This window comes from Chryseobacterium proteolyticum, from assembly GCF_046591535.1.
GTDB lineage: Bacteria > Bacteroidota > Bacteroidia > Flavobacteriales > Weeksellaceae > Chryseobacterium > Chryseobacterium proteolyticum.
Genome location: NZ_JBJLWK010000006.1, coordinates 175,651 through 194,870, shown reverse-complemented (window position 1 = coordinate 194,870; position 19,220 = coordinate 175,651). Strand labels below are relative to the sequence as shown.

Sequence of the window (19,220 nt, the reverse complement as noted above, 5' to 3'; positions counted from 1 at the left end):
CAATAAAATTCAAATTTCAAAAACAAAAGGGATATGAGAAATTACTTAATAGAAGATTTACCACATTATTTTGAGGAGTATAAAAAATCTATTAAAAATCCTAAAAAATTCTGGGATAAAATAGCCGATCAAAATTTTGTGTGGTATCAGAGATGGAGTAAGGTAGTTAAGTATGATATGAACGAGGCAAAAATCACCTGGTTTAAGAACGCAAAATTAAATATTACCAAAAACTGCATCGACAGGCACCTGAATGAAAGAGGAGATAAGACGGCTATTATCTGGGAACCCAACGATCCTAAAGAAAAAGCTGAGCATATTTCTTATAGTGAATTGTACGTAAGAGTTAACAAAACGGCTAACGTCCTAAGGGATATGGGCATTGAAAAAGGTGATCGTGTATGCATTTACCTTCCTATGATCCCTGAACTGGCAATCACAATGCTCGCCTGTGCAAAATTAGGAGCGGTACATTCAGTAATCTTTGCAGGATTTTCAGCCAATGCAGTAGCTTCAAGGATCAATGACTGTGAAGCGAAATTAGTAATTACCTCCGATGGCAGCTACAGAGGAAATAAAGTGCTAGACCTTAAAAGTATCGTTGATGAAGCTCTTGAAAAAACAACTACGGTTGAGAATGTCCTGGTCGTTAAAAGAACAAACAATGAGATCAAAATGAAGGAAGGCAGAGATCACTGGATGTCTGAATTGTATGAAAAAGCTTCTCCTGATTTTGTTACGGTAATCATGGATGCCGAAGATCCCCTTTTCATTCTTTATACTTCAGGTTCTACCGGAAAACCAAAAGGAATGCTCCATACCTGTGCAGGATATATGGTCTATACCGCGTATACTTTTAAAAATATTTTCAATTACCAGGAAAATGATATCTATTGGTGTACTGCAGATATCGGCTGGATCACGGGACATTCGTACATCCTTTACGGGCCTTTGCTAAACGGAGCCACTACAGTTATTTTTGAAGGTGTTCCTACATATCCTGAACCGGATAGATTCTGGGAGGTTATTGAGAAGCATAAAATCACCCAGTTTTACACAGCACCAACCGCTATTCGCTCCCTGGCCAAGGAAAGTGCCGAATGGGTAGATAAACATGACCTTAGTTCGTTAAAGGTGATCGGGTCGGTAGGAGAACCCATTAATGATGAGGCATGGCATTGGTTCAATGACCATGTGGGTAAAAAGAAGTGTCCTATTGTGGATACCTGGTGGCAGACCGAGACAGGAGGAATTATGATCTCTCCCCTACCTTTTATAACGCCTACCAAACCTACCTATGCAACGCTTCCCTTACCTGGCGTTCAACCGGTGCTGATGGATGATAAACGGAATGAAATCACAGGAAACCAGGTAACGGGAAATCTTTGTATCCGTTTTCCATGGCCTGGAATTGCAAGAACCATCTGGGGTGACCACCAGAGATACAAAGAAACTTATTTTACCGCTTTTCCCGGAAAATATTTCACTGGAGACGGTGCTTTAAGAGATGAAGTTGGATATTACAGAATTACAGGCCGGGTAGATGATGTAATCATTGTTTCCGGACATAATTTAGGTACGGCTCCTATTGAGGACAGCATCAACCAGCATCCTGCCGTTGCCGAATCTGCAATTGTGGGATATCCTCATGATATCAAAGGAAATGCTTTGTACGGGTATGTTGTTTTAAAAGAAACCGGAGAAAGCAGACAAAGGGAAAACCTTAAAAAAGAGATCAACCAGCTTATTGCCGATCAGATCGGACCGATCGCTAAACTTGATAAAATACAATTCGTTTCAGGATTGCCAAAAACACGTTCAGGAAAAATTATGCGTAGGATCCTTAGAAAAATTGCCGAAGGAGATTTCAGCAACTTCGGAGATATTTCTACGTTATTAAATCCGGAAATTGTGGACGAAATTAAAAATGAAAGAATAGACTAATCTTTATCATTAATAAGAAATAAGAAGGCGCAGGTAAATCCTGCGCCTTTTTTTATCAACTCTATTCTTTGATAATTTTTATAGCTTGTCTACCGAGGTTGGAATGTGCACTAAGCAGATAATTCCCTTTAGGATAATGAAAATCCAAAGAATATTTTTTCAGCCCTTTCCCACTGATATCATCTTTCAGAATTTCTGTAATGAACTTTCCTGATGTGTCATACAGCCCGATAATGATATGATCGGAATGTAAAAAATGAATACTGAGATTCAGCTTGTCTTTAACAGGGTTGGGAGCTACATCGATCTGAAGTTTCCTTTCCTGATTCTCTCTGGTAGTTTCCTGCGTTGCAAGATTACCGACAGTCATTTTATAAATACCGGTACCAGCAGCATATGCCACATTACTGTTAACAAAAAATATCCTGTTCAAAGTACCGCCTACTCCTGTGTCCGTCCAGGTTTCACCACCATTAAAGGTTTCATAAAATCCTGTATTATGACCACCCATCCACCCATGGTCTGGTGAAGTAAAGCCCACAGCCTGAACAAAAGTATCCGGAAAATCCTTTGTTTCCCAGGTAAGTCCGCCATTTAAAGATTTCAATAACCTTCCTGTGTTAGGAGATTCTGCTTCAATAGAGCAGAATATTTTATTATTATCCAGAAGCTGCATTTTCCAGACGTACTCAAAAGGAATATTACTGTTATATATTTTTGTCCAGCTTGCTCCTCCATCAGTCGTCTTAAGAATAACCGCACCGTCATCATCACTTCCGGATGCGAAACCAACGTTCTCATTGATAAAAGTAATTTCTACCAGGGCGGTAGCATACGCGGACATATCCATATACTGCCATGTAGTACCGCTATCTGTTGATTTGATAATATAAGCAGGATAAAACCATGCTCCGCAACCGTACACAGTAGATGTGCCCACACAATCCAGACCACAGATCCCTTGCGGGTATGGCGAAATATTATTAACTCTTTGCCATGTAGCTCCGCCGTCCGTTGTCTTATAAAAATTGTTATTCAATGTCCCTAGAAAACCTACATTTTCATTTAAAAATTCAATATTCCTATAGTATTCATTGGGTGTCGTGCTCACAATTTGCTGTGTCCAGCTGGTACCACCATTTGTTGTCTTAAAAACAGCTCCGTTGCCGCCCCGGGCCGCCCATCCTAAATTTTCATTGAGAAAGAACACATCATCATACCGCCCTCCCCCATTTCCGGGAGGATAAGAGAATGCGGTCCAGTTATATTGCTGAGCCTGCAGAAGGAATGATGATAGAATAAGAGTAAATAAAATTCTTTTCATAGGTATTAATTTTAAAAACAAATTTGAGGTTTTTGAGATAAGTATACAATAAACTTCTTAATAATTCATTATACTGTCTATCAACGACTAACGGACTTTTAAGTTCAAACATTTGATTGATAGAAATCATCAAATATTTTAACATTTAATTATAGATAAAACAATATAAATCAAATTTTATTGAATTTTATTCAAATAATTTGAAATTTAATTATTACCTTTAAGTACAAATTTAAAACACACGATCATGACAAAAATATTAGCCGGATTATTTCAATCTCACAGTGATTATAAGAAGCTTGAAACGGACCTGGAAAGCTCAGGCTTCGGAGATTCAGATTATATTGTTTATCTCAACGACCATCAAAATTCACAATATCTTGCAAGTGTTGCAGTAAAAGATACAGATCAGGCAGACAATGCCAGGAACGTTTTTAATAAAAATGCTGTGGTAAAAACCTATTTATTTGAGAATATGGGAATAGAACAAGCAGACTACCATAACATAAAAAGATATATTGACGCACGAAATAAAGCTGAAATCCATAACAGTCCCGACGTTAAAATCAAGGGTTCAAGCAACGGCATGGATTCAGAAGTAAAATTCTAATAAAAACTAAAATCTAATAACCGGAAATCCGCAGATCTTTCTGCGGATTTTTTGTCATTGACAAGTGGGAAAATTTTCGTATTTTCGTTTAATTATACGGGATTTACACAAATGAGCTACGACTTAGAACGGGAGAACAAAGAAATACTGGCAAGATATAAAGACCTGATTTCTAATACTTACAGGACTTTGGATGAAGAAAACAATAAACTCATCCGAAAGGCATTTGATATTGCATTAGATGCTCATAAAGATCAAAGGAGAAAATCCGGAGAACCCTATATCTACCATCCTATTGCCGTAGCTAAAATTGTTGCAACGGAAATAGGTCTTGGAGCTACATCAATAGCCTGCGCACTGCTGCATGATGTGATTGAAGATTCCGACTATACCTACGAAGATATCAAGAAGATCTTTGGGGAAAAAATAGCCAATATCGTGAATGGATTAACCAAAATATCCATCATGAATCATCAGAACATTTCCGTACAGTCTGAAAACTACAGAAAGTTATTGCTCACACTATCGGAAGATTTCAGGGTTATACTGATTAAAATCGCAGACCGCCTTCACAATATGCGGACACTGGAAAGCATGGCCCCGGATAAGCAAAAGAAAATTGCTTCTGAAACCGTGTACATCTACGCTCCCATGGCTCACCGTCTGGGATTATACAACATTAAATCCGAGCTTGAAGATCTTTCATTAAAGTATAATAATGCGGAAGTTTTCAATGAGATCACTGAAAAGTTAGAACTAGCCAAGGAAAACCGGGAAAAATATATTGAAGAATTCAAAAAAGAAGTTTCCGAAAGGCTCAAAGAGGAAGGATTAAACTTCAGTATAAAAGGCCGTGCAAAAGCAGTTTCTTCCATTTACCGGAAAATGCTCAAACAAGGAGTTTCTTTTGAGGAGGTATTTGATAATTACGCCATCAGGATCATTTACAAATCAGATGCAAAAAATGAAAAGTTCCTGGCCTGGAAAATTTATTCAATCGTAACGGATGTATACCACAGTAACCCTTCAAGAATGCGTGACTGGATCACACAGCCCCGTTCTACAGGATATGAAAGTTTACACCTTACTGTCCTTGGACCGGATAAAAAATGGATTGAAGTACAGATCCGTTCAGAAAGGATGGACGAAATTGCTGAAAAAGGGGTAGCCGCACATTATAAATACAAAGAAGGATACAAGCAAAGCAGTGAGGACAGAAATTTTGAAAGATGGGTAACAGAGATCCGGGATGTTTTAGAACAGCAACAGAACCTTTCTACCTCCGAACTTCTGGATAACATCAAACTCAATTTATATTCTAAAGAGGTTTTCGTTTTTACTCCCAAAGGAGAAATCAAAATTCTGCCAACCAACGCTACGGCACTGGACTTCGCATTCTCTGTACACTCTGATTTGGGTATGAAATGCCTAGGAGCCAAGATCAATGGAAAACTGGTTCCAATCTCATATGTTCTTCAAAACGGAGACCAGGTAGATATCCTTTCTTCCCAGAATCAAAAGCCTAAATCGGACTGGCTCGAATTCGTAGTTACTTCCAAGGCAAAATCCAAGATTAAGAGTTATCTTAATTCACAAAAAAATCAGCTGGTAGAAGAAGGAAAAGAAATTTTACAAAGAAAACTTCGTCACGCTAAAATTAATTTTAATGATGAGGAAGTCAATAAACTTCAGAAGTTTTTCAACTTAAAAACATCACAGGAACTGTTTTTAAAATTCCAGAGCAATGAACTGGATGTAAGCAGTCTTAGAAAATATATCGAAAGTAAAAATGTATTCAATAATTTACTTTCAAGATTCAGGAAATCTCCTTCTAAAAACGTTCATTATGAAGAACCAAAGGAGCAAAACCTGGACATGATCGTCTTTGGAAAAGACGAAGAAAAGTTAAACTATAGTTATGCAAAATGCTGTACCGTAATTCCGGGAGATAAAATTTTTGGATTCATTACGATTTCAGACGGTATAAAAGTGCATAGTGATAATTGTCCGAATGCTATTAACCTGAGGGCACAGTATGATTACCGGGTTATTCCAGCCAAATGGGTTAATGCTGAAAGCTTTAAAAACAGGGTTAAAATTGAAATTGAAGGTTTAGACCGGATGGGAATGATTAACGACATTACCGCCGTAATCAGTGGCACTATGGGGATGGATATGAAAAGTCTTTCCATAGAATCCAATAATGGCGTCTTTATGGGTAACATTATTCTTGAGGTTAAAAATAAAGGTCAGTTGGAAGAAACCTTTAAAAAACTTAAAAATATTAACGGAGTTTCAAGGGTGAGACGATTACAATCATAGGCATGAATTTATCTATTTATTTTAAAAAATTTTTCAACAGCAGTCAATCTTCGGGTATCATCCTTATTTTTTGTGTAGCGATTTCTTTATTAATTGCTAACTCGAGCTTAGGAGAAGGATTTCAAAATTTTCTCCACTATGAAATAGGCACTCATCTTTTTCACTTGAAATATCCGATCCATATCTGGATCAATGATGGTCTCATGGCTATTTTTTTCCTTTTGGTAGGCCTGGAAATAAAAAGAGAACTGGTGGAAGGTGAGCTATCATCTTTTAAAAATGCTTCTCTTCCGATTTTTGCGGCAGTCGGAGGAATGCTTGTTCCCGCAACCATCTATACCCTATTCAACTCAGGAACAGAATTCAGCAATGGATGGGGAATTCCGATGGCTACAGACATAGCCTTCTCGCTTGCATTGATTTCCATGCTAGGAAGTAAAATTCCTAATTCCATTAAAATTTTCCTAGCTGCTCTGGCCATTGTTGATGATCTGGGAGCGATTTTAGTTATCGCTATATTTTATACAGATCAGATTCAATGGATGTATTTGTTGATCTCTTTCGGAATTGTCGCTTTCTTGTTTCTTTTGAACTTTTTAAAAGTGACGAGGCTTATTTTCTATATTATCCCTGGATTATTTTTGTGGTATTTCCTTCACAATTCAGGAATTCATGCTACCATCGCAGGAGTATTACTGGCTTTGTCTATTCCTACCAATGCATCCAATGTTCAAATTTCTCCTTTGGAAAAATTAGAGCATCATCTTCATATACCTGTAAGCTTTCTAATCATGCCAATATTTGCCCTTACAAATACCAATATTGCCTTTCACAGCGGAATGGCAGAAGGGTTGATAAGTACTTTGGGATTAGGGATCATCGGTGGTTTAGTCCTGGGAAAACTAATCGGGATCAATTTATTTTCATTTATTGCCATTAAACTTAGAATAAGTTCACTTCCACACAATAGCACATGGTCGCATATGCTGGGGGTAGGCTTTCTTGCAGGAATTGGTTTTACGATGTCTATTTTTATAGCATTACTATCCTTTAAGGAGCAATTTGAAATCCAGGATGAAGCCAAATTTGCAATCCTGATTGCATCGTTTTTATCAGCTATTTTAGGCGTAATTATATTAAGCCTAAGTGCTAAAAAGAATAAATTTATCGACGACGATAGTGATGAATAATTGCTAACTATAAAAATAAAAAAGAGCACCTTTTAGTGCTCTTTTTTATTGTTGTCGGGCAAATGTAAGTGGATATCTTACATAATCCGTTACAGCAGTAGGTCGTTCCCGGACAATAATCATCCCCGGTTCTGCATGCTAATCCTCCTTTTACGATTTTCAAATCGTTTCTCGTTAATTTTTTGATGTTTTTCATAATAAATTAATTTGGTCTTTGTACAAGAATTTCAAATTCTTACTAGTAACTAAATTACCATAAAAATGAATACGAAAAAATATAATCCGGTATTTTTTAATTGACCCATAAATAAAATATTAGCTGAATCAATACAATATTGATTGAAGAGAATTCAGATTAATCTTTTTCGTTCGGGGAATGATCTGCCTGCACTTCTTTTCGGAGTTCATCAGCCAGTAATTTTTCTATCCTGAGTTTTCTGATAGCCATATTAAGTTCATTACCAAATAATAGCAGATAAACATTCACATTTACCCATACCATTAAAAGAATCATACTTCCAATGGACCCGTACAGAACATTATAACGGGCGATATCTTTTACATAAATTGCAAATATGTAAGTAGTGAGAACAAAAAGAACAGTCGTTAAAATAGCCCCAGGAACCGCTTGCCTGAACCTGGCAATCTTCACTGTTCCCAACCAGTAAAACATCGCTAATAAAATAAAGTAAAAAAGAGGAAAAGACACAAATCCAATAATCTTAGAAAGGTTATTCACCAGCCAGGAAACATTATGGATAGGTGTAAATAGTTTTAAAACTACTTCTACATAATAGACTCCGAAAAGGGCTAAAAAAACTATAGTGATAAAGCCTATGGTAATAAAAAAAGAAAGAATAAACTCTTTTACGTCACTCAGCTTTTCTTCTGAATTTTCATTGAATCCATTAATGAGGGAAAAAGTCCCGTTTGTAGCAAAAACAAGGGCAAGAATAATGGTTAGATTACTGATTCCCCTCATATTGGGAATGATACTTTTCTCAATATAGCCTCTAACATCAGTTTCCATATTGGAAGGGAAAACATTGTGAATCAGCACTTCAAAAATATAAAAATGAAGCTTATCATAATGCGGCATATAAGGTAAAACGGAAAGCAAGAAAAGGAGAAACGGAAATAAACTGATGGTAAAACTCCATGAAATAGCGGCTGCCTTTCTTCCTATCTTATCCTTAAAAATACCCGAAATATAAATCTGAAACATTTGCCACAGTGATATTCCCAGGAGCGGGATATGGATATCATCTAAGAATTCCTGAATCTTCAGGATAAAATTAGGTGTTTTTATATTCATAATTATTTCAGGATATTATCTATTTTATCAAAATTTCTGTTGACTATTTGTGGCGCATTAAACCTCAGACCAATTCCAGCCCTGAATTGCCATTGTGTAGATGAATACAAATTGGAATTTGAACTATTTACCCAGTTAAGCTGAGTACCGGCTCCAACAAACCATTTTCCGTTATCATATCCGATCCTTACATTGGAATTCATTCCCATATTAAATTCATGAAAGTCTTCATCAATCAGCTTTGAATAATACAGCTGAGGATAAAATTCAACCACCGCATACCAATTACTATCGATCACTCTTTGTATTCCTGCACCTGTTCTTAATGCCAGCCTTATATCTTTCGTGGCAGAACCTTCTTCCCCGCTTCCTATCACTTCTCCCTTATATATTGCCCTATCGGAATCTTTCAATATATTATACTGATAAAACAGACCTGTAATAACGACAAAATCATTTTTAGCAGGCTTATAAGTCATATTAGTATAGCTTCTGTAGTTCTCTTTATTTCCGACCCATAAATAACTTGTCTCCCCTTTAAAAGACCTGTAATTAGCATCCGGAAACTGAATATATGCATCCGTGATACTTTCGTCTGAACCATTTAACAAAAGATCTATATACTTCCTGGTATCCCGGAAATACAACCCTTTGATCTGATTATAACCTATCATTTGTCGTAGCTTTGGATTCAGGAAAAAAGCAAAATTCACATTGAAATATTTCGTTTTCCCCTTGATATCATCATCATTATTTATTTTAATCAGTTTAGGTGTAAATGAAATACTGGTATCCAGCCATCTGTACCTCAGAAAAAGCTCAGTGTAAAAAGAATCATTTGGTTTTAGCCTGAAAATTTCTCTTTCATAGCGAAGTCCAAAGGAATTGTTAAGGTAGCTTACGCCTGCAACGAGAGAAATTGTATTATTATCTTCCCTGTACTTCTTATTATACTCATTAACTTCCTGACCATAAGAAGCTAACGGAAAATATAAAAATAAGTAAGGAATAGATTTTATTTTCATCGTGTGATATTGGCTCCGTAAAAATACAGATTTTTTTAGACTTGATAATGAACCGGAAAATTACACCGGTAGGCAACGACAGGTAAAATGTATCATAAGAACCCGGGAAAATTCCTTAATTTATGAATATCTTTGTCATCCTAAATGTGATTATATCCTATGCGAATAAGTTTACTTTGTATCGGTAAAACAGATGATAAAGAAATTAATTCTTTGATCAATTATTATATTCCCCGCCTTCCTAAACATTGGAATTTTGAAATAACAGAAATCCCTGATGTTAAGAATGCCAAAAATCTCTCTTCAGATCTTCTGAAAAAAGAAGAGGCAAAGCTTTTTATGAATTATATAGATAAAAATGATCTCGTTATTATTCTCGATGAAAAAGGAAAACAGTTTACCAGCAGGGAATTCTCTCAGAAAATAGATGCATGGATGAATTTGTCGGTAAAAAAGATCCACATACTAATCGGAGGAGCCTACGGGTTTTCTGAGGAAATATATACCAGAGCCAACGAAAAAATGTCATTATCTAAAATGACATTTACCCACCAGATGATCCGGTTATTTATCGTTGAACAATTATATCGTGCAGATCAGATTCTACAGGGAAAACCTTATCATAACGATTAAGTTTACTTGGCAGGAGGACATTTTGCAAAATGATCTGCAAGAATTGCTTTTTCGTATCCCAAAGCAACAGCTTTCTCCAGATTGACACAAGCTTCTTTCGGCTTGGCACCGTCAAACAAAATCAGAGATTTTGTTACATAGGACTGAGCAAATTTCGGATCTATGGAAATAGCTTTATTGATATCAGTCAAAGCCTCCTTCTGTTTTTTCATTTTTAAATAGACTTCCGCACGTCCGTTGTATAACAAAGACTCTGGTTTTTCAGAAATGAGCTGATTATAATCTTTTAATGCTCCGTCAAGATCGCCATTATTCTTCTTTAAATTAGCCAATCCCGTTCTTGCAAAGATATTTTCCGGAGCAAAAGATAAAATCTGGTTCAGATCTTTAATAGCCAGTTCTTTCTTTCCCTGGCTGTCATAAATTTTAGACCTTGTCAAATACATATCTACATTTTCAGCATCGATCTGTAATCCTTTATCAATATATTCAAGGGCTTTCTGTTTATTTCCTTTTTGGCTGTTTACCGATGCCAGATTAGCATATACTGGTGCCGACATTGGATTTGCCCGCAGAGCTGCTTCATACGATTTAAGAGCAAGGCTTGTTTTACCCAACCTCCTTTGGGAAGTCCCCAGATTATTGTAGTACTCCGACTGGTATTTCTGAATCTGTTCTTTTTCGGCTAATTTAGCGTACTGCTCTTCGGCGCACTTATAATCTGCTTTTTTAAAGCATTCTTCCGCTGTTTTTGCGTCCTGGGAATAAAGATTAGCAAATGTAAATGCTAATACTACAAGTAATAAATGTTTTTTCATGAGGTTATCGTTTGTTTGTTGATGACTTTTTTCGCGAGTGCACTAAATATCACTCCCAATAAAAGTCCAACAAACGCCCCCACCAAAATATCTATCGGGAAATGCACTCCTAAATATATACGGCTGTAAGAAACCACTGCAGCCCATACAAATATAGCATAAGGAAACCATCTGAGTTTTTTTCCTAATAAAACACTCAGATATGTAGCTAAAAAGAAAGTATTCGATGCATGAGCAGAATAAAATCCAAATTGTCCGCCACATTTTACGATCCTCATATAATGTTCCAGAGAAGGATCATGGCAAGGTCTTAACCTTTGTACTCCATGCTTAAAGATGCCAGCGACCTGATCGGACACGGTTGTTCCTATAAGTATAAATAAAAGAATAAAAACTAAGGATTTTAACTGGTAATTTTTATAAAGAAAATACAGAAAAATAATATAAAGCGGAACCCAGATCCATGTACTGGAGATAAGCATCCAAAACTGATCAAACGAAGAACTCCCCAAATTATTGAGAAATAAAAAGACATTTTTATCTTCCTGAATGATTTCTTCCATCAGTTATCTGCTTACAGGTCCTTCATAGGTTTCATCTTCAGAAGGCTTTGGCTTTGCAGGCTCAGAAGAAGGTTCGGTAAGAATATCTTTTTCAATATTCTTCATTGGGTTAAAATCTTTAGCAGCATCTTTCACCTTTTCGATCTCACGTTTGATTTCAGAAACAGGGTTATCCGTCTCTTTCATGATCTCGGTTTTAATGTCTTCTACCGCTCCACGCATCTTTCTTACGCCTGCTCCTAAGTCACGCGCTATCTGAGGGAGTTTATCCGGACCGAATAATACAACGATTGCGACTGCAATCAATGCCATTTCTCCAATGCTTAATTCCATGAGGTAAAATTACAAAAGATTATACATATATAATGTAGAAACATAAAATTTAAACAAATTTTAAGATTTTCCATTTCAAAGCTTTAAATATTTTCAATTCAGGCTTATTAATCATCTTAATATTCCGGTCTTTTTAAATTAATCAATAATTAATTCTCTCATTAAAGAATTATATGAAATTTTTCATTATTTTTATTTCTACACAAACATTAAATATATACTTATGAAAAAATTAGTAACTCCCTTCAAGGTTTTTGCCTTGGCAATGGTGCTGTCTTTAACAAGCTGCCAAAATGAAACAACTGAAGTACTTCAGGAAAATACCGCAAAAAAAGAATCGGTTTCCGATTTGAAAAAAGTATTAACTCCCTCTTCTCAAACACTTCCCGATATTGTTCAAACACAATTGAATGATTCAAAGAAAAATCTGGAACAATACCTTAAAAATGATCTTCAGATTACCGGAGTTTCAGTTTTAGGAAAGCTGTCTGATGCAAATGGAATTTCCATTTCCCAAAACCTCATTTCAGATAAAAATACTTATGTGGCGTTTGGTAATATTACAGACCCGGCATCAGTAAAAATAGGCAAAATGACAAATTTTAATTCAGGAGATGAACTATCAGTTGTCCAACAAAGCCTGAAGGATGTCATTAGTCAGGAGGTAAAACCAAATACAGAAGTACTTGAAATTACATGGAATCATAAGGGAGAGCAATTTACTTCATTATGTTTCTACAATACCAACGGAATTATCTGGGATAATGTGTTAGGAGGCCTGGTAATGATGGATAGAGGAAGTAACGTAGAAGCCTCTAATGACAATCAGGCAAAGGTACTTTCGAAGTGGTATAAAGAATGGTGGACGGCAAAATGGCTATGGGGATCCAAGAGAGGAGAAATCGGATATAAGATCACGATTTATTATAATGGATCTACCGTATCTAATACTGATGTAAGTGATTGGGGCAATATCAGTTTAGGAAAAGCAAAAAGCGAAAGCAAAATATTAAAGAGAACCGGAGCTTACGGACAATGCAGATATGCACTTGGATTATGTACACCGACAGGTTCTTTAAGCTTTAATTCAAGTAACTTTACGGTATCATTTTCCGGTTTGGGAAGTAATATCGTAAGTAACGGAACCAAGTCCCTTTATCCTTAATCAATACATAGCTAAAAAAATAAAGCAGGACATCATTATTGATATCCTGCATTATTTTAAATAATTTACTTTTTAATTTCTCTATTTTTCTCGAATGCATAATATGAAATAACCACACTTACAGCCATGAGAAGGAAAGCTAAAAAGAAAGGTGCTCCTGAAAACTTAAATGGCGCCTCATCATGGGTAAAGTAATAAAACAGGTTTGTCATCATAGGAGGGCCTACAATTGCCGTAGCACTCATCAGGCTTGTTAAAGCGCCCTGCAATTCTCCTTGTTCATTAGAAGGGACACTTTTTGTAATCACAGATTGAAGTGCAGGACCACAAATTCCTCCTAAACAATAAGGAATAAGGAATGCAAACATCATCCACCCTTCTGTAGCAAATGCAAACAATAACATTCCGATGGCATACAAGGCCAATCCGTAATAAATACTTTTCTGCTCTCCTAATCTTGGAGTTGTCCAACGGATCAAACCTCCCTGTACAAGTCCGACCAATAATCCTACTGCTCCGAGAGATAATCCAACCATCCTTTCCGTCCAGCTGAATTTATACATCGTATAAAAACTCCAGTTGCTCTGTACAGCATGACCTGCAATATAAATCAAAATTAAAGACACGATCAATCCTGAAATTTCAGGATGCTTACCTAAAAACTTAAATGATCCCACAGGGTTGGCACGCTTCCAGCTGAATTCTCTTCTCTTATCTTTATCTAAACTTTCTGGAAGAATAAAATATCCGTAAAGAAAATTGAGCAGGCATAAACCGGCCGCAGCGTAGAATGGAACTCTTGAGCCATAATGCCCCAGAACACCTCCCAGCACAGGTCCAATAATGAATCCCAAACCAAACGCTGCTCCGATTAGGCCAAAGTTTTTAGCCCTGTCCGCGTCAGTAGAGATATCAGCGATGTATGCACTTGCAGTGGTTACGCTCGCTCCTGTGATTCCGGCTATAATTCTTCCCAGGAATAACCACCAGATACTTGGAGCTAAAGCCAGTAAAACATAATCTATCGAAAATCCAAAAAGCGAAATGAGGATAATGGGTCTTCTTCCGTATTTATCACTGAGATTTCCTACTACCGGGGAAAATATAAACTGTGTAAACGCATAAGCGAAACCAAGCCAGCCACCATATTTTGCGGCCTCACTGATGTCTGCATGAATCAGTTCCTCAATTAATTTAGGAACAACGGGAATAATGATCCCCCATCCGGTGATATCAATCAGGAGCGTTATAAAAATAAAGCTCATGGCGGCTTTTTTCCTTGAATTTTCCATAATTGTGCAAAATTAATGAAATATAGAAGTATAATGAATCTAAATTATGAAGATTAATAATGATAATTGATTATCAAGGATTGAATAGTAGGTCGGATTTACAGCTTAACATTTAATTATTCAAACAATTTTCTTTCCTTAGATTTAAACCAATAAATAAAAAATAGCTTTCGAAATGAAAGGCTATTTTTTTATTTATTGTAGTATAATTATTTTGAAGCAAGGACTTCTTTATTCGAAGTCGTTTTTCCATGTACTCCTTCTTCTTTCCCTGACTTAAGGAAGTCATAAGCAATAGCCGAAGCAACAAATATGGATGAGTAGGTACCGAAACCAATACCAATTAGCATCGCAAACATAAATCCTCTCAGATTATCTCCACCAAAGATAAAGATTGCTAAAATTACAAGGATCGTTGTAAATGAGGTATTGAATGTTCTACCCAATGTACTTGAAATTGAATCATCAAATAAACCTGCCAATGTTAAAGATTTCTTCTCTCTCAGATATTCCCTGATTCTATCGAAGATAATCACGGTGTCATTGATTGAGTATCCTAGTACGGTAAGGATTGCAGCAATGAAATCCTGGTTGATCTCCATATTGAAAGGCATGAATTTATGCAGCAATGAATAAGCTCCCAGAATGATAATCGCATCGTGGAATAATGCAGCAACAGCACCCAGAGAGAATTGCCATTTTCTAAATCTGATAAGGATATAGATAAAGATACCTCCTAAAGCAGCAACAACTGCAAGAATACCGTGGGTTTTGATGTCATCTGCTACAGTAGGACCTACTTTCTCAGAAGAGATAATTCCGGCATGGTCTTTATCCGCAGATTTAAAATCGTGAAGTGAAATATTAGCCGGTAAATTCCCTTTTAATCCTTCATATAATTTTTGCTCAACAGTCTGGTCAGCCTTAAGCGATTCATCATCAATAAGGTAATCTGTAGAGATTTTCAATTGTTTAGAGTTACCAAAGGTCTTAGCCTCAACAGAAGAGTTCTTACCATCTTCCGTTTTAAACATTTTTACCAGATTCTGTTCGATATCTTCAGCATTTACATCTTTATCAAACCTTACCACGTAGTTTCTACCACCAGTGAAATCAATTCCATACTTAAATCCTTGAGTTGCAATAGATCCGATGCAGATAACAGTTAATATAGCAGAAATAATATACGCATATTTTCTTTTCCCAATAAAATCAATCCACGTATTTCTGAACAGATTTTTCGTCGGAGCTGTCCATACAGAAAGGTGTTTTCCTTTATTTAGTCTGTTGAAGATCATTACTCTTGAAAGCAATACAGAAGTAAATAAAGTCATTGCAATACCAATCATTAGTGTTAAAGCAAATCCTTTAATAGGTCCCGTTCCGAAGAAGAATAACACTACTGCCGTTAGGAATGTTGTCGAGTGACCATCAATAATGGCATTCAATGCATGTTTGAAACCATCTTTGTAAGCCTCCAAGATACTTTTCCCGGCAAATAGTTCTTCTTTTGTTCTTTCGTAGATAATTACGTTCGTATCCACAGCCATTGCCATTGTAAGAACGATACCTGCAATACCTGGAAGAGTAAGCGTAAAGTCTCCGGAATCCATAATTCCGAAAATGTAGAATAAGTTAATAACCATTGCGATTACAGCGTATACTCCAGCACCACCATAATAGAAAATGATATAAACGATGATGATTAAAAATGCAATAGCGAATGAGATCATCCCTGCATTAATAGATTCCTGTCCTAGAGACGGTCCTACCTGTGTAGCCTGAACTACTTTAGCTCCTGCCGGTAATTTACCTGCTCCTAAAACGTCTACCAGTTCTTTAGCTTCCTCCTGAGAGAAGTTACCGGAGATCTGAGTTCTACCGTTAGGAATAGCATTTACTACGTTCGGTGCAGTATATACCCTGTTATCAAGAGTTACAGCAACCGGTTTATTAACGTTTTTCTCTGTTAATGTTTTCCATTCTTTAGCCCCTTTAGAATCCATCTGCATATCAACTACTACTCTTCCCAGCTCATCATAGCTGATGTTAGCGGTTTCAACAGCTCCGTCTACTGGTGCTTTTTGGTTGATGTTTCCTCTTATGGCATACAATACCAGGCTCTCAGCATCTGTAGCTTCTGGTTTGTACCCCCACATGAATTGGGTATATTTAATGTTAGCCGGACGTAATGCCTGAGCCACTTTGCTGTTTAAAATTTTATTTACAACTGCAGTATCAGACAATTTAATGTTAGCAACTCCGTTGGTTCTTAACTTGTCTAAATGTAAAAGGTTCATGAAGTTCACATTCTTTGCAACTCCCATAGAATCTCCTTTTGCTGCAACCACACTTGTTAAAGTCTGAAAATAAGGTGCAATTTCAGGAACCTGCTGTACTTCCCAAAACTGAAGTTTTGCTGAAGTCTGAAGCATTTTCTTTACTTTATCGATGTCTTTCATACCAGGCATTTCAACAGAAATTCTCGCTGTTCCCGGTACTCTCTGAACATTCGGCTGTACAGCCCCCATTTTATCAATTCTGGTTCTGATAACCTCAAAAGCAGTACCTACAGAAGCATCAATTCTTCTTTTAACGATACTTTTTACCTGCTCATCAGTAGTATTATACTTAATCTCAGTAAGATTAGTGTTTCCGAATATTTCCGGATCTGCAAGTTTAAGATTGGTTCCTTTTGCTTTGTTTATAGCATCAAACTGATCGAAAAAATTATCTACATAAGATTTAGTAGAATTCTTCTGAACCTCATCAGTTTTATTTAAAGCTTCGATTAGAACAGGATTAGAAGAGTAATTCGTTAAATCACTCACCAAATCTCTTTGGTTGATCTCCAAAAGAACGTTGATCCCTCCTTTCAAGTCAAGACCAAGTTTCATTTCTTTGTCTTTCGCTTTAGAATAATAAAGCTTCGTATAACCAAGATTAAGAGTATCTTCCTTTATTCGTTTGATCTCTTTCTCGTTTCCGTTCGCAGCTTCAATCTGCGATTCAATTTTGCTGGCGTACCAGGTTGGTATAAGCTCATTTAAGCAAATCAACCCCAGTACAATAGCAACAATTGTAATAAGTCCTTTTCCTTGCATTTTGTTATAACTACGTTAAATTAAGTCGGCAAATATAATGATTTTCTTTATATTTTATGAACTTTCAATAACAGAAATGGTTTATTTTCAGATATATCGACAATATGACTTCCATTTAAGATTTATCAATTTTAAAAGCTTATTTTAATGAAGTTTATAAAGTTTAATTGGTATGAAATTTTCATTATGAATACAATACACTAAATATCAAAATATTATGAAAATTTTACTTTTTGTGATAGGGATTTTTTCTTCCCTATTTCTTAATTCCCAGACAATTAATCTGGTAGAATTTGCCACCGGGCTCACGAGTCCGGTCGAAATTACAAATGCCAATGATAGCAGGCTTTTCGTAGTACAACAGAACGGAATCATTAAAATTATTCAACCTTCCGGGACTATTAATGCGACTAACTTCTTAAACATTAGCAGTAAAGTTTTGTATGGTGGAGAAAGAGGACTTTTAGGATTGGCTTTCCATCCCCAGTATGCAACAAACGGTTATTTCTTTGTATATTACAACAATGCAACCAACGGAAACATTACTGTTGCCAGATATACAGTAAGCAGCACTGATCCGAATGTAGCCGATGCAAGCTCTGAAAAAATAATACTCAATATCCCAAAGCCTTTCGATAATCATAATGGAGGAAGCATTCATTTTGCGCCTGACGGCAAATTATGGGTGGTAACCGGAGACGGAGGTAGCGGTGGAGACCCCAACAATAATGCACAAAACAAAAACTCACTGCTGGGTAAAATGCTACGTCTTGACATTAACTCTACCAATGCTTATAATATACCTCCTGACAATCCATTTGTGGGTATTGACGGAGCAGATGAAATATGGGCATATGGACTTCGGAACGCCTGGAAGTTTTCCTTTGATCTCACCACAGGAAATGCCATGATTGCAGATGTCGGTCAGGGACAGATTGAAGAAATCAACAAAAATCCGCTTACCCAGGCCGGAATTAATTATGGATGGAGATGTTATGAAGGAAATACGGCCTATAATACCGGTGGATGCGCAGCCGCTTCAACAATGACTTTTCCGGTTGCCGTATATGACCACTCTGGTGGAAAATGTTCTATAACCGGTGGATATGTTTACCGTGGAACTCTTTATCCGGCACTACAAGGAAAATATTTTTTCGCAGATTATTGCTCCAACCAGATCGGAATGTTGAGCTCTGATAATTCCATAACCTGGACGACATCCTACTCTGGAAATGGTTTCTCAACTTTTGGACAAGATAATCAGAATGGTCTATATGTTGCCGGTGTTAATAGCGGAAAGATTTACAAAATTACAAGCGGAACACTCTCAACACAGGAAAATAATAATTTAGCCAAAATAAGGGTATATCCAAATCCTGCTTCTAAAAAAGTATTCATTGACGGTATTAAAGAACAGAAACTTTCAGTAGAGATCATTAACTCTGAAGGCAGGCTAATGAATCAGCTAAAAATTGGTAATGATAACAGTATTGATATTTCAGGTTTTAGCCCGGGAGTATACTACATCAATTTAAAGTCAGGAGAATTAAAATCCTATAGTCAAAAGCTAATTATTCAATAA

The 19,220-nt window shown here is 36.5% G+C and carries 16 protein-coding genes; 7 read left to right on the top strand and 9 right to left on the bottom strand.

Translation table 11 applies throughout. From position 1 onward, the window contains the following. The first annotated feature begins 33 nt into the window (after positions 1-33). Entirely contained in the window at positions 34-1,944 is a 1,911-nt protein-coding gene (gene acs, locus ACJ5H0_RS20430) for an acetate--CoA ligase (RefSeq protein ID WP_172277864.1), read from the top strand. A gap of 61 nt (positions 1,945-2,005) precedes the next feature. On the opposite strand, the gene ACJ5H0_RS20425 is transcribed toward acs, so the two are convergent. Then, on the bottom strand, positions 2,006-3,268 hold the full coding sequence (locus ACJ5H0_RS20425; protein WP_411251835.1) for a photosystem II stability/assembly factor-like protein: 1,263 nt from the start codon (positions 3,266-3,268) through the stop codon (positions 2,006-2,008). Positions 3,269-3,515: 247 nt separating this feature from the next. On the opposite strand from ACJ5H0_RS20425, the gene ACJ5H0_RS20420 reads away from it, so the two are divergent. The 3 genes from ACJ5H0_RS20420 (at position 3,516) to nhaA (ending at position 7,390) form a co-directional block, all read left to right on the top strand. Beyond that, on the top strand, positions 3,516-3,878 hold the full coding sequence (locus tag ACJ5H0_RS20420; protein WP_172277860.1) for a hypothetical protein: 363 nt from the start codon (positions 3,516-3,518) through the stop codon (positions 3,876-3,878). Positions 3,879-3,989: 111 nt separating this feature from the next. Then, positions 3,990-6,200: a RelA/SpoT family protein gene (locus tag ACJ5H0_RS20415; protein ID WP_172277859.1), complete on the top strand. Its 2,211-nt coding sequence runs from the start codon at positions 3,990-3,992 to the stop codon at positions 6,198-6,200. Positions 6,201-6,202: 2 nt separating this feature from the next. Further along, positions 6,203-7,390 carry a Na+/H+ antiporter NhaA gene (gene nhaA / locus ACJ5H0_RS20410; protein ID WP_306611571.1) on the top strand — a complete coding sequence of 396 codons (1,188 nt, stop codon included), beginning with the start codon at positions 6,203-6,205 and terminating at the stop codon, positions 7,388-7,390. Positions 7,391-7,397: 7 nt separating this feature from the next. On the opposite strand, the gene ACJ5H0_RS20405 is transcribed toward nhaA, so the two are convergent. From ACJ5H0_RS20405 to ACJ5H0_RS20395, 3 genes are all read right to left on the bottom strand, one after another. Continuing rightward, positions 7,398-7,586: a bacteriocin-like protein gene (locus ACJ5H0_RS20405; protein ID WP_411251834.1), complete on the bottom strand. Its 189-nt coding sequence runs from the start codon at positions 7,584-7,586 to the stop codon at positions 7,398-7,400. A gap of 159 nt (positions 7,587-7,745) precedes the next feature. Further along, positions 7,746-8,705 carry a YihY/virulence factor BrkB family protein gene (locus ACJ5H0_RS20400; RefSeq protein ID WP_172277853.1) on the bottom strand — a complete coding sequence of 320 codons (960 nt, stop codon included), beginning with the start codon at positions 8,703-8,705 and terminating at the stop codon, positions 7,746-7,748. 2 nt (positions 8,706-8,707) lie between these two features. Beyond that, a complete protein-coding gene (locus tag ACJ5H0_RS20395; protein ID WP_273647549.1) occupies positions 8,708-9,730 on the bottom strand; it encodes a DUF4421 family protein in 1,023 nt (340 codons plus the stop codon). A gap of 159 nt (positions 9,731-9,889) precedes the next feature. On the opposite strand from ACJ5H0_RS20395, the gene ACJ5H0_RS20390 reads away from it, so the two are divergent. Next, positions 9,890-10,363: a 23S rRNA (pseudouridine(1915)-N(3))-methyltransferase RlmH gene (locus ACJ5H0_RS20390; protein ID WP_411251833.1), complete on the top strand. Its 474-nt coding sequence runs from the start codon at positions 9,890-9,892 to the stop codon at positions 10,361-10,363. A gap of 2 nt (positions 10,364-10,365) precedes the next feature. Here the strand turns inward: ACJ5H0_RS20390 and ACJ5H0_RS20385 are convergent, their stop codons facing one another. Genes ACJ5H0_RS20385 through ACJ5H0_RS20375 form a run of 3 tightly spaced genes read right to left on the bottom strand, consistent with a single transcriptional unit; the run spans position 10,366 to position 12,077 of the window. After that, entirely contained in the window at positions 10,366-11,181 is an 816-nt protein-coding gene (locus ACJ5H0_RS20385; RefSeq protein WP_273647548.1) for a tetratricopeptide repeat protein, read from the bottom strand. Next, positions 11,178-11,744 carry a phosphatase PAP2 family protein gene (locus tag ACJ5H0_RS20380; protein WP_172277845.1) on the bottom strand — a complete coding sequence of 189 codons (567 nt, stop codon included), beginning with the start codon at positions 11,742-11,744 and terminating at the stop codon, positions 11,178-11,180. Before ACJ5H0_RS20380 ends, ACJ5H0_RS20385 begins: the two co-directional genes overlap by 4 nt. Positions 11,745-11,747: 3 nt before the next feature. Continuing rightward, positions 11,748-12,077 carry a Sec-independent protein translocase subunit TatA/TatB gene (locus ACJ5H0_RS20375; RefSeq protein ID WP_172277843.1) on the bottom strand — a complete coding sequence of 110 codons (330 nt, stop codon included), beginning with the start codon at positions 12,075-12,077 and terminating at the stop codon, positions 11,748-11,750. A gap of 223 nt (positions 12,078-12,300) precedes the next feature. Here ACJ5H0_RS20375 and ACJ5H0_RS20370 point away from each other — a divergent pair, with 223 nt between their 5' ends. After that, positions 12,301-13,242 (top strand): hypothetical protein, encoded by a 942-nt coding sequence (locus ACJ5H0_RS20370; RefSeq protein ID WP_411251832.1) that lies wholly within the window; start codon positions 12,301-12,303, stop codon positions 13,240-13,242. Positions 13,243-13,307: 65 nt separating this feature from the next. Here ACJ5H0_RS20370 and ACJ5H0_RS20365 read toward each other — a convergent pair whose 3' ends face one another. Then, positions 13,308-14,534: a TCR/Tet family MFS transporter gene (locus ACJ5H0_RS20365; protein WP_172277839.1), complete on the bottom strand. Its 1,227-nt coding sequence runs from the start codon at positions 14,532-14,534 to the stop codon at positions 13,308-13,310. A 209-nt stretch (positions 14,535-14,743) separates the two neighbouring features. Next, positions 14,744-17,638 carry a protein translocase subunit SecD gene (gene secD, locus ACJ5H0_RS20360; RefSeq protein WP_172277837.1) on the bottom strand — a complete coding sequence of 965 codons (2,895 nt, stop codon included), beginning with the start codon at positions 17,636-17,638 and terminating at the stop codon, positions 14,744-14,746. Positions 17,639-17,855: 217 nt separating this feature from the next. On the opposite strand from secD, the gene ACJ5H0_RS20355 reads away from it, so the two are divergent. Next, positions 17,856-19,220 (top strand): PQQ-dependent sugar dehydrogenase, encoded by a 1,365-nt coding sequence (locus ACJ5H0_RS20355; protein WP_411251831.1) that lies wholly within the window; start codon positions 17,856-17,858, stop codon positions 19,218-19,220.